This window comes from Micromonospora sp. NPDC049060 (assembly GCF_040649055.1).
Classification (GTDB): domain Bacteria; phylum Actinomycetota; class Actinomycetes; order Mycobacteriales; family Micromonosporaceae; genus Micromonospora; species Micromonospora reichwaldensis.
Map to the genome: position 1 here is coordinate 21,387 of NZ_JBEZEV010000080.1, position 11,926 is coordinate 33,312.

Genomic DNA, 11,926 nt, shown 5'->3' on the forward strand with positions numbered 1-11,926 from the left:
GCCGGCGTGGTGCCGGCCCGGGCGGTCAGCCGGCGGTCTCGATGACGGCGCGGGTCTGGAGGGCGATCTCGCGTTCCTCGTCGGTGCCGACGACGCAGACGGTCACCTCGGCGCCCTCCGGCGAGACGACCCGGTCGCCGGAGCCTGCGTTGCGCTCGGGGTCCACCGCGATGCCGAGGCGCTCCAGGCCGGCCAGGGCGGCGGCGCGCACCGGCGCGGCGTGCTCGCCGACGCCGGCGGTGAAGGTGACGGCGTCCACCCGGCCGAGCAGCGCGTAGTACGCCCCCACGTAGCCGGTGATCCGCCGGCAGTAGACGTCGAAGGCGAGCGCCGCGGCCGGGTCGCCGTCCGCCCGGCGGGCGAGCACCTCGCGCATGTCGTTGGCGCCGGTCAGCCCGAGCAGGCCGCTGCGGTGGTTGAGCAGGTCGTCGATCTCGTCGACGGAGAGCCCGCCCTCGCGGCGCAGGTGGAAGATCACGGTCGGGTCCAGGTCGCCGCTGCGGGTGCCCATCACCAGGCCCTCCAGCGGGGACATCCCCATCGAGGTCGCCACGCTCCGGCCGCCGGCCACCGCGCAGGCGCTCGCGCCGTTGCCGAGGTGCAGGGTGATCGTGTTCACCTCGGCGTACGGGCGGCCGAGCAGCTCGGCGGTGCGCCGCGACACGTACGCGTGCGAGGTGCCGTGGAACCCGTAGCGCCGGATGCCGTACCGCTCGGCGGTGTCCCGCTCGATCGCGTAGGTCGCGGCGGCCTCGGGCAGGGTGGTGTGGAACGCGGTGTCGAAGACGGCGACCTGCGGCACGTCCGGCAGCGCCGCCCGGGCGACCTCGATGCCGGCCAGGTTGGCGGGGTTGTGCAGCGGCGCGAGCGGGACCAGGTCGCGGATCGCGGTCAGCACCTCGTCGTCGATCAGCACCGGCTCGCCGAAGCGCTTCCCGCCGTGCACCACCCGGTGCCCGACGGCGGCCAGCCCGGTCAGGTCCAGTCCGTCGAGGATGCCCCGGACGGCCGTCTCGTGGTCGGCCGGACCGCCGCCGGCCTCGCCGACCCGCTCCACGGTGCCCTTGTCGACCACCCGGTCGCCGTCGAAGAGCCGGTACTTCACCGACGACGACCCGCAGTTGAGGACGAGGACGCGACCGGCCGGACGCTCCTGCGGGGCGGCGGTACCGCTCATGACGACTCCTCGGTGGCCGCGGCCTGGATGGCGGTGATCGCCACGGTGTTGACGATGTCCGGCACGGTGGCGCCCCGGGACAGGTCGTTGACCGGCCGGCGCAGGCCCTGCATCACCGGCCCGACGGCCACCGCCCCGGCGGAGCGCTGCACCGCCTTGTACGTGTTGTTGCCGGTGTTCAGGTCCGGGAAGATGAAGACCGTGGCCCGGCCGGCAACGTCGCTGCCGGGCAGCTTCGTCGCCGCCACGGCCGGGTCGATGGCCGCGTCGTACTGGATGGGCCCCTCGACGAGCAGGTCGGGCCGGCGCTCGCGGACCAGCTCGGTGGCCGCCGCGACCTTCTCCACGTCGGCGCCCGACCCGGAGCTGCCGGTGGAGTAGGAGAGCATCGCGATCCGGGGCTCGATGCCGAACCGGGCGGCGGTGTCGGCCGAGGAGATGGCGATGTCGGCGAGCTGGGCGGCGTCCGGGTCGGGGTTGACGGCGCAGTCGCCGTAGACCAGCACCCGGTCGGCGAGCAGCATGAAGAAGACGCTGGAGGCCACCGAGACACCCGGCACGTTCCGGATGATCTCGAACGCGGGACGGATGGTGGCGGCGGTGGTGTGCGTCGCGCCGGAGACCATCCCGTCGGCGTGCCCCGTCTGGACCATCAGCGTGCCGAAGTAGTTCGGCTGGGCGACGACGTCGTGGGCCAGGTCGGCGGTCATGCCGCGGTGCGCGCGAAGCTCGGCGTACGTGGTGGCGAACTCGTCGCGCCACTCGCTGGTGACGGGGTCGACCACCTGGGCGCCGGTGATGTCGATGCCCAGCTCGCGGGTGCGCCGGGCGACGTCGTCGGGGCGGCCGAGCAGGGTGATGTCGGCGACGCCCCGGCGCAGCAGGATCTCCGTGGCCCGCAGGATCCGTTCCTCCGCCCCCTCGGGCAGCACGAGGTGCCGGCGCCGGGCCCGGGCGCGGTCGATCAGGTCGTACTCGAACATCAGCGGGGTGACCCGATCGGAGCGGCTGACCCGCAGCCGGCGGGCCAGGTCGTCGGTGTCCACGCAGCGTTCGAACGCGCCGAGCGCGGCCTCCACCTTGCGCGGGTTGGCCGCGCTGGGGCGTCCCTCGATCCGGCTGGAGGCGGCCACGGTGTCGTAGCTGTCGCTGGGCACGGAGAGCACCGCGAGCCCGGTGTTGAGGCCCTCGACCAGCCGCATCGCGCGCGGGTCGGGCTGCTCGCCGAGGGTCAGCACCAGCCCCGAGACGGAGACCTGCCCGGCCACGTGCGCGGCGCTCGCCGCCACCAGCAGGTCGGCCCGGTCGCCGGGGGTGATCACCAGAGCGCCGTCGGTCAGGTGGTCCAGCAGCGTCGGCACGTGCGCCGCGCCGACCACGTAGTCGAGCACGTCGCGGCTGAGCGCGTCGTCGTCCCCGGCGAGCAGGGTCGCGCCGAGCGCCGCCGCCACCTCGGCCACCGTCGGCGCCGACACGGTCGGCACCTCCGGGATGGCGTACGTGGGCACGGGCAGCTCCGGCAGCGTCATCGGGCCGGGGACCCGGTTGGCGATCACCGCCAGCACCGTCGCCCCCAGGTCCTCCAGATCGTGGTACGCCCCGCGCGCGGCGGCCGCGATCGCCGCCGGCTCCTGCCCGAAGCCGTCGACGACGGGCACCACCACGCTGCCGAACTCGGTGGCCAGCCGGGCGTTGAAGGCCAGCTCGCGGGGGCCGGCCCCGTCGCCGCCGTCGGCGAAGTCGCTGCCGACCACGACCACGGCGGGGCAGCGCCGCTCGACCTCCCGGTAGCGTTCGACGATGCCGGCGACGAGCTGCTCCCGCCGCCCGTCGGCGACCAGCGCGGTCGCCTCGGCGTAGCTGGTGCCGCTCAGGTCGGCCAGCGGCAGCTCGATCCGGTAGCGGTCACTGAGGAGGGCGAGGATCGGGTCGGGGCCGTGCCCCCGGACCAGCGGCCGGAACGCGCCGATCCGCTCGACCTGCCGGGACAACAACTCGGCCAGGCCGAGGGCGATTGTCGACTTCCCGCCGCCCGAACCCACGCTGGTCACGTACACGCTCCGGGCCACGCCCCCACGCTACAAGATCGTGCAGGTGCCCGCCGAGATCCAAACCCTGAGCAGGCAGGATCCTCGTCTCACTCCGTCGGCGGGGTGGCCGGTACCGACGCCGCCGTTCCTAGACTCGCTACCCATGCCCGACCGTTCCGCCGCAGCTCAGGCGGCCATTGACAGCCCGACCGTCGTCCAGGCGACGGCTGTCGGGCCAGCCGTCGTGCCGGCTGGTGCCGACGCCCCGACGGTCGCCCAGGCACCGGTCGAGGCACCGACGGCGCCGCTGTCGGCGGTGGACGCTCCAACGGTCGGGTCGGCGGCGGACGCTCCGGCGGTCGGGTCAGCGGTGGACGTGCCGGCGGTCGGCGCGAGCGGGGACGCTACGGCGGCCGGGTCGGCGGCGGACGCCCGGCCGGCGGCCGACGCCCCGACCGCCGTCCACGCCGTCGCGCCACCGCTCGCGCCGGTCTTCCTCGACCCGAGCGGGCGACGCCGGCGGCGCTGGCAGCGGCTCGCGTACGCCCTCGGGTCGGTCGGCGTGGCGTACACCGTCCTGGTCGGGGCGAGCTTCGCCGGGGGACCGGTGAGCCCGGAGAACGTCCTGCCCTTCGTCGAGTCCACCCGACGACCCTGGAGCCCGCCTCCGGCGCCCGCCAGCACGCCCGCCACCCCTGAGCCGACCGTCGCCCGGCCCGCGCCGGTCGTGCCCGGTGACCGGCCGACCCCGGGCCGGGTCACCCCGTCGGCGCCCCGCTCGTCCCCGCCCCCGGCGCAGGCACCCGCCAGCACGCCACCAGCCCCCGGCCGCACCACTCCGCCGCCGGTCTCACCGCCACCCGCGACCACCACCCCACCCGCCCCGCCGGCCTCCGAGCCGCCACCCGTGGAACCGTCCCCGGACGTCGACCTGCCGCTGCCGCCCGTTCCCGTGGAACCGGACGACGATGCCTGACCGCTTCCGTCCGCGCCGGCCCAGGACGACCGCCCGCCGCCACGGCCGGGTCCGGCGGGTCGCGCCGCCGCCCAGTTGGACCGTGCTCGGCATGCTGCTCGTCGTCCTGGCCGGCGTGCTCTTCGTCGGGGCGTACGCGGACGCCGCCTTCGTGCCCGAGCGCCAGCCGACCGGCGCCGGCCAGGACCGGGTGCCCGACGAGGTGGTGAACGGCGGACCGATCATCAGCGCCGGGGACGAGCGGACCCGTTCCTACCGGCTGCCGCCCCGCACCCTCTCGCTGACCTTCGACGACGGCCCGGATCCGAACTGGACCCGCGAGGTGCTCCGGGTGCTGGACGCCCACCAGGTAAGCGCCACCTTCTTCGTGCTGGGGGCGCAGGTCGCCCGGCATCCCGAGCTGGTGCGGGAGATGTCGGCGGCCGGGCACGAGATCGGGGTGCACACCTTCACCCATCCCGACCTGACCACCATGCCGGGCTGGCGGCGCCGCATGGAGTACGCCCAGACCCAGCTCGCGGTCGCGGGCGCGGCGGGGATCCGGAGTTCGCTGGTGCGGTTCCCGTACTCGTCGCACGCCGACGCGCTGAACGACCGGGACTGGCCGCTGGTCACCGAGGCCGGCGACCTGGGCTACCTGACGGTGCTCAACGACACCGACAGCCGGGACTGGGCGCTGCCGGGCGTCGAGCGGATCGTCGAGAACGTCACGCCGTCCGGGTACGCGGGTGCGATCACGCTGTGGCACGACGCCGGCGGCGACCGCTCGCAGACCGTCGAGGCGCTGGACCGGTTCATCCCGTTGATGAAGGCGCGCGGGTACCAGTTCGCCACCGTCACCGGCGGGCTGAACCAGGCGTTGGCCGACGCGGGGGTGCGGCACGAGGTGACCGGCAATCCGACCGCCTCCGCCGGGGAGCGGTTGCGGGGGCGGGTGCTGGTCTGGGCGGTGCGGGGCGCGGACCGGACGATGAGCGGCTTCGGGCTGATCTTCGTCGCCGTCGGGGTGCTCACGGTCGGGCGTACCGCGCTGCTCTTCCTGCTCGCCGGCCGGCACGCCCGGCGGCGGCGGGCCCGCGACTGGACCTGGGGGCCGCCGGTCACGGACCCTGTGTCGGTGATCGTCCCGGCGTACAACGAGAAGGAGGGGATCGCCGCGGCGGTCCGGTCGCTGGCCACCGGCGACCATCCCGGGGGGATCGAGGTCGTCGTCGTCGACGACGGCTCCACCGACGGCACCGCCGACATCGCCGAGGGGCTGAGCCTGCCGAACGTCCGGGTGGTCCGCAAGCCCAACGGCGGCAAGCCGAGCGCGTTGAACACCGGCGTCGCGCTGGCCCGGCACGACCTGATCGTGATGGTCGACGGCGACACCGTCCTCGAACCGGACGCCGTCCGGCGGCTGGTGCAGCCGTTCGCCGATCCGCAGGTCGGCGCGGTGGCCGGCAACGTCAAGGTGGGCAACCGGGACAGCCTGATCGCCAAGTGGCAGCACATCGAGTACGTGATCGGCTTCAACCTCGACCGCCGCCTCTACGAGTCGATGCGCTGCATGTCGACGGTGCCGGGGGCGATCGGCGGCTTCCGGCGGCAGGCGCTGGTGTACGCCGGTGGGATGACCGACGACACCCTGGCCGAGGACACCGACATCACCATGGCGCTGGGCCGGGCCGGCTGGAAGGTGGTGTACGAGGAGACGGCGCGCGCCTGGACCGAGGCGCCGGCGACGATGGGGCAGCTGTGGAAGCAGCGCTACCGGTGGAGCTACGGCACCATGCAGGCGATGTGGAAGCACCGGCGGTCCCTGCTCGACCGGGGCGCGTCCGGCCGGTTCACCCGCCGCTGCCTGGCCTTCCTCAGCCTCTTCGGGGTGCTGCTGCCCCTGCTGGCGCCGGTGATCGACCTGCTGGCCCTGTACGGGTTGTTCTTCCTGGACCGCACCGCCACGGCCGTGGCCTGGCTGGCCATGCTCGGGTTGCAGACGCTTACCGCCGTCGTGGCGTTCCGACTGGACCGGGAGAAGCTGGGCGTGCTGTGGGTGCTGCCGCTCCAGCAGTTCGTCTACCGGCAACTGATGTACCTGGTGATGCTCCAGTCGGTGGTCACCGCGTTGACCGGCGGCCGGCTGGGCTGGCAGAAGCTGCGGCGCACCGGCCTGGCGCCGGCCGAACGGGGCGGCACGGCCTGACCGGGGCCGCCGGCCGGGCCGACCGGCTTGGCGGGGCTGAGCGGCCGGACGGCGGGGTTGGCCGGCCGACCCGCCCAGGTCGGTCGGGTCAGCCGGCGCGCCGGGCCAGGCCGAGGGCGTACTCGGGCCACCAGACGCCGCTGTCCGGCTCCCCGGGGCGGCAGGCGCCGTCGGACTCGCCCGGGTACTTGACCCAGAGCAGCGCGTCCACCCGGGGCAGGCCGGGATCGGCCGTCGGCTCCTGACCGAGCGCCCGTCCCGGCGGATTGCACCAGCTGGGCGCGCCGGCCACCGTGGCACCCGCGTGGGGGCCGTTGCCGTTGCGGCTGGTGTCGACGACGAAGCGGGTGCCGCCGCCGAGGGCGTCGGAGATGCGGTGGCCGTAGCGGACGTTCTGCGCGGTGCCGAAGAAGTTGGCCACGTTGAGGGCGAAGCCGTCGGCCTCGCCGACCCCCGCCCGGTCGAGCGCCGCCGTGAGCGCGGCGACGTCGGAGATCCAGCCGGGGTGCCCCGCGTCCACGTAGACCCGGGCGCTGCCGGTGCTGCGGAGCACGGTGACGGCGTCCCGCAGCAGCGTGAGCCGCCCGTCGGGGTCGCGGACGCAGCCCCGTACGGCGTCCGGCACCGCCCCGGGTTCGAGGACCACGGTGACCGGCCGGCCTCCGACGCCCGCCGCGAGGTCGCGGATCCAGCGCTGGTACTCCGCCGGGCCGCTGGCCCCGCCGGTGCCCTGGCGGGCGCAGTCGCGGTCCGGGATGTTGTGCACGACCAGCACCGGCGTCTGGCCGGCGAGCGCCGCCTGCCCCAGGTACGCGTCGACCTCGTCGCGGACCGCCGGCCCGCCGGTCAGCCACTTCGCGCTGGGCCGCGCGCCGATCCGGCGCAGCGCCGCCGCGTCGGCGGTCCGGCCCAGCGCCTCCCGCCGGTCCGCCTCCGCCGCCGCCGGGTTCCCCGGGGCGACGTAGAAGACCGGGGGCGGGGTCGCCGCCGGGGACCCGGCGGCGCTCCCCGGCACCGGCCCGGGGCGGCGTCGGGGTTCCGCGCCGCAGCCCGAGAGCAGCAGCGCCACAGCGGCGCCCGCCGCCAGGGCCGACCGGCGTACGGGTGAGTGGCGGGAGCGGTTCGGTGGCGGCACCGGGGGCGTCCGTTCCTCCGGGGTGGTCCGGCTCAGTCCTCGTCCTCGTCGTCCAGGCGGGCGAGCCAGGTGGCGAAGCGCTCGATCGGGGTCTCGAACTCGGGGTTCAGGTCCACGAAGTCGCGTAGGCGCTCGCCGAGCCACTCCATGCTGACCTGTTCGCCGCCCCGGCGCTCGACGAGCTCCTCGATTCCACGGTCGGTGAAGTACATGCTGTCGGTTCCCTCTTCGTCGCTGTGCTGGGTGGGCCGTGGTGCCGCCGGGGCCTGCCGGCGGCGGGAGCCGGGACGCCGACCGGGGCAGAGCCGTCGTCGTGACGGTCCCTGCCCCGGTCGGCGGTGCTGTCAGGTCACGGGCGGGGCAGGGCCGCCTCGATCAGCGCCTGCTGCTCCACCTCGTGCATCTTCGCCGAGCCGACGGCCGGGGCGGCGGCGGCCGGGCGGGAGATCCGGCGCAGCCGTACGTCCGACAGGTGCTCCAGCAGGTTGAGCGCGACGAACGACCAGGCGCCCTGGTTGGCCGGCTCCTCCTGCACCCAGGCGAAGTCCTCCGCGTTCGGGTACGCCGCGAGGGCGGCCCGGATCTCCTCGACCGGCATCGGGTAGAGCTGCTCGATCCGGATGATCGCGGTGTCGGTGACGCCCCGCTCGGCGCGGGCCTGGAACAGGTCGTAGTAGACCTTGCCCGAGCAGAGCAGCACCCGCTTCACCTGCTCCGGCGCCGGAGAGCCCGAGTCGGGCAGCACCGGCTGGAAGGTGCCGGTGGTGAAGTCCTCGACCGGGGAGACGCAGAGCTTGTGCCGCAGCAGCGACTTCGGCGTGAACACCACAAGCGGCTTGCGCTTCGGCGACAGCGCCTGGCGGCGCAGCAGGTGGAAGTAGTTCGCCGGGGTGGTCGGGATCGACACCCGCATGTTGTCCTCGGCGCACATCTGGAGGAACCGCTCCGGGCGGCCGGAGGTGTGGTCCGGGCCCTGGCCCTCGTGGCCGTGCGGCAGCAGCAGGGTGACCGCGGAGCGCTGGCCCCACTTCACCTCGCCGGAGGAGATGAACTCGTCGATCACCGACTGGGCGCCGTTGACGAAGTCGCCGAACTGCGCCTCCCAGGCGACCAGCGCGTTGATGTTCTCCACCGAGTAGCCGTACTCGAAGCCCATCGCCGCGTACTCGCTGAGCAGGGAGTCGTGCACGAAGAACCGGGACCGCTCGCCGTCGCCGGTCAGCGACTGCAACGGCAGGTAGTCGTCGCCGGTCTGCGCGTCGACCACGGAGGCGTGCCGCTGGACGAAGGTGCCCCGGCGGGAGTCCTGACCGGCGAGCCGGACGGTGACCCCGTCGTGCAGCAGCGAGCCGAACGCGATGATCTCGCCGAAGCCCCAGTCGATGTTGCCCTCGACGGACATCTTGGCCCGCCGGTCGAGCAGCTGCTGGATCCGCTTGTGCGGGGTGAAGCCCTCCGGCAGGTTGACGTGCGCCTCGCCGACGGCCTTGACGACGGCCGCGTCGGTGGCGGTCTCCACCTGCGGCTCCGGCTCGTCCTCCCGCTTGGGGCGGCTGAGCTGCCGCGGCGTGGTGGCGGCGTCGCGGGTGGCCTTGAAGACCCGCTCCAGCTGCGACTGGTAGTCGCGCAGCAGCTCCTCCGCGTCCTCCACGGTGATGTCGCCGCGCCCGATCAGCTCCTCGGTGTAGAGCTTCCGGACGGACCGCTTCGAGTCGATGATCTTGTACATCTGCGGGTTGGACATCGACGGGTCGTCGCCCTCGTTGTGCCCGCGCCGCCGGTAGCAGACCATGTCGATGACGACGTCCTTGTTGAACTCCTGCCGGTACTCGAAGGCCAGCCGGGCGACCCGGACCACGGCCTCGGGGTCGTCGCCGTTGACGTGGAAGATCGGCGCCTGGATCATCCGGGCGACGTCCGTGCTGTAGAGGCTGGAGCGGCTGTACTCCGGGGCGGTGGTGAAGCCGACCTGGTTGTTGACCACCACGTGGACGGTGCCGCCCGTGCGGTAGCCGCGCAGCTGCGAGAGGTTGAGGGTCTCGGCGACCACGCCCTGGCCGGCGAAGGCGGCGTCACCGTGCACCGCCAGCGGCAGCACGGTGTAGCCCTCCAGCTTCAGGTCTATCCGGTCCTGCTTGGCCCGGACGATGCCCTCCAGCACCGGGTCGACGGCCTCCAGGTGCGACGGGTTCGCCACCACCGAGACCTTGACCGCGTGGTCGCCGTCGGGCGTGGTGAACTTGCCGTTCTGGCCCAGGTGGTACTTCACGTCGCCGGAGCCCTGGGTGGAGCGCGGGTCCAGGTGCCCCTCGAACTCCGAGAAGATCTTCTCGTACGGCTTGCCGACGATGTTGGCCAGCACGTTCAGCCGGCCACGGTGGGCCATGCCGATGACGACCTCGTCCAGCCCGCCCTCGGCGGAGGCCTCCAGCACCTCGCCGAGCAGCGGGATCAGCGACTCGCCGCCCTCCAGCGAGAAGCGCTTCTGCCCGACGTACTTGGTCTGGAGGAAGGTCTCGAACGCCTCGGCGGCGTTGAGCCGGTTGAGCACGTGCTTCTGCTCGTCGGCCGACGGCTTCTCGTACTTGCGCTCGATCCGTTCCTGGATCCAGCGCCGCTCCTCCGGGTCCTGGATGTGCATGTACTCGATGCCGACGCGCCGGCAGTACGAGTCGCGCAGCACGCCGAGGACGGCGCGCAGCTTCATCCGCTGCTTGCCGGCGAAGCCGTTGACGGGGAACTCGCGGTCGAGGTCCCAGAGGGTCAGCCCGTGCTGGAGCACGTCCAGGTCGGGGTGCTTGCGGATCTTGAACTCGAGCGGGTCGGTGTCGGCCATCAGGTGGCCGCGCACGCGGTACGCGTGGATCAGCTCGTGCACCCGGGCGGTCTTGTTGATCTGGCCCTCGTTGTTGACCGCGACGTCGCGCATCCAGCGCACCGGCTCGTACGGGATGCGCAGCGAGGTGAAGATCTGGTCGTAGAAGTTGTGCTCACCGAGCAGCAGCTCGTGCATGACCTTCAGGAACTCGCCGGACTGGGCGCCCTGGATGATCCGGTGGTCGTACGTGCTGGTGAGGGTGATGACCTTGCTGACGGCCAGCTCGGCCAGGGTGGCCTCGGACATGCCCTGGTAGGGGGCCGGGTACTCCATCGCGCCGACGCCGATGATGGCGCTCTGCCCCTGCATGAGGCGCGGCATCGAGTGCACGGTGCCGATGCCGCCGGGGTTGGTCAGCGAGATCGTGGTGCCGGAGTAGTCGTCCATGGTCAGCTCGTTGCGGCGGGCGCGCCGGACCACGTCCTCGTACGCCTGCCAGAACTGCCGGAAGTCCATCTGCTCGCACGCCTTGATGGAGGGGACCACCAGGTTGCGGCTGCCGTCCGGCTTGGCCAGGTCGATCGCGATGCCCAGGTTGACGTGCTCCGGCCGGACCATGACCGGCTTGCCGTCGACCTCGGCGAAGGAGTTGTTCATCTCCGGGTGGGCGACCAGGGCCCGGACCATCGCGTAGCCGATGAGGTGGGTGAAGCTGACCTTGCCACCGCGCCCACGGGTGAGGTGGTTGTTGATCACGATGCGGTTGTCGACCAGCAGCTTGGCCGGGACGGCGCGCACGCTGGTGGCGGTCGGCACGGCCAGCGAGGCGTCCATGTTCTGGACGATCTTCGCGGCCACGCCGCGCAGCGGGGTGGTCTGCGGGCCGGTGGCGGTCGGCTTGGTGGCCGCGGGCTTGGCGGGGGCCGCCTTCGCGGGCTCCGGCTTGGCCGGGGCGGCCTTGGCGGCAGGCTTCTCCGGCTTGGTCTCCGGCTTGGCCTCGGGCTTCTTCTCCGCCGGCTGCGCGACCGCGGTGGCCGCCTCCTGCTGGCCGGCGGGCTCCGGCTTGGCGGCCGGCTTCGGGGCCTGCTCAGTTCCGCGCGGCTTCCCGGCGCCGGGCGCCGGGCGGTAGTCCGCGAAGAAGTCGTGCCAGGCCGAATCGACGCTGGTGGGGTCGGCGAGGTAGCGCTGGTACATCTCCTCGACGATCCACTCGTTCGGACCGAAACCCGCCAGTGGGTTCTCCTGCGAAGTCTGCTGGGTCGACACGGCCGGTAATCGCCTCTTTCACGCGGGTTTGTGTGTCACGCGGTGTCCGGTGTCGCCCTGCCTTCGAGCGCGCACGAGACGGCTCCCAGGCTACGCCGTACGGATGCCACAGGCATTTCCGCCTCCGACCCGTGGCCCGTTTCACAGAAGATGCCAGAAGTTCACCAAACGCTGCGTGTGCGGCCGGCTGCTGGTAAGGCCCGATGTGGTGGTCGGCCCCATGTCGTACGGCGGCGGGGGTGGTGCCCGGCGCCCCCCCCCCCCCCCGGGCCCCGGCGCGGGCGGGTGTGTGGGGGCCCCGGGGGGTGATTAAGCCCCCGACCCCCCACACCCACC

Annotated in this window: 7 protein-coding genes; 2 read left to right on the top strand and 5 right to left on the bottom strand. The window is 73.4% G+C overall.

Annotated elements, in window-relative coordinates:
• Positions 1–25 precede the first annotated feature (25 nt).
• A complete protein-coding gene (locus AB0B83_RS23900; protein WP_357580028.1) occupies positions 26–1,177 on the bottom strand; it encodes an acetate kinase in 1,152 nt (383 codons plus the stop codon).
• On the bottom strand, positions 1,174–3,246 hold the full coding sequence (gene pta, locus AB0B83_RS23905; protein WP_357580029.1) for a phosphate acetyltransferase: 2,073 nt from the start codon (positions 3,244–3,246) through the stop codon (positions 1,174–1,176). The genes AB0B83_RS23900 and pta overlap by 4 nt, the downstream gene beginning before the upstream one ends.
• A gap of 124 nt (positions 3,247–3,370) precedes the next feature.
• On the opposite strand from pta, the gene AB0B83_RS23910 reads away from it, so the two are divergent.
• Both AB0B83_RS23910 and AB0B83_RS23915 read left to right on the top strand, forming a co-directional pair.
• The gene (locus AB0B83_RS23910) at positions 3,371–4,183 is read left to right on the top strand and encodes a hypothetical protein (protein ID WP_357580030.1); all 813 of its coding nucleotides are present in this window, start codon (positions 3,371–3,373) and stop codon (positions 4,181–4,183) included.
• A complete protein-coding gene (locus tag AB0B83_RS23915) occupies positions 4,176–6,371 on the top strand; it encodes a glycosyltransferase (RefSeq protein ID WP_357580031.1) in 2,196 nt (731 codons plus the stop codon). The genes AB0B83_RS23910 and AB0B83_RS23915 overlap by 8 nt, the downstream gene beginning before the upstream one ends.
• Positions 6,372–6,459: 88 nt before the next feature.
• On the opposite strand, the gene AB0B83_RS23920 is transcribed toward AB0B83_RS23915, so the two are convergent.
• The 3 genes from AB0B83_RS23920 to AB0B83_RS23930 form a co-directional block, all read right to left on the bottom strand.
• Positions 6,460–7,506: a glycoside hydrolase family 6 protein gene (locus tag AB0B83_RS23920; RefSeq protein WP_357580032.1), complete on the bottom strand. Its 1,047-nt coding sequence runs from the start codon at positions 7,504–7,506 to the stop codon at positions 6,460–6,462.
• A 32-nt stretch (positions 7,507–7,538) separates the two neighbouring features.
• The gene (locus tag AB0B83_RS23925) at positions 7,539–7,718 is read right to left on the bottom strand and encodes a DUF6104 family protein (RefSeq protein WP_151456601.1); all 180 of its coding nucleotides are present in this window, start codon (positions 7,716–7,718) and stop codon (positions 7,539–7,541) included.
• Between the two features lie 137 nt (positions 7,719–7,855).
• Complete coding sequence (locus tag AB0B83_RS23930; protein WP_357580033.1) at positions 7,856–11,590, bottom strand: multifunctional oxoglutarate decarboxylase/oxoglutarate dehydrogenase thiamine pyrophosphate-binding subunit/dihydrolipoyllysine-residue succinyltransferase subunit; 3,735 nt, start codon at positions 11,588–11,590, stop codon at positions 7,856–7,858.
• Between the last annotated feature and the right edge of the window lie 336 nt (positions 11,591–11,926).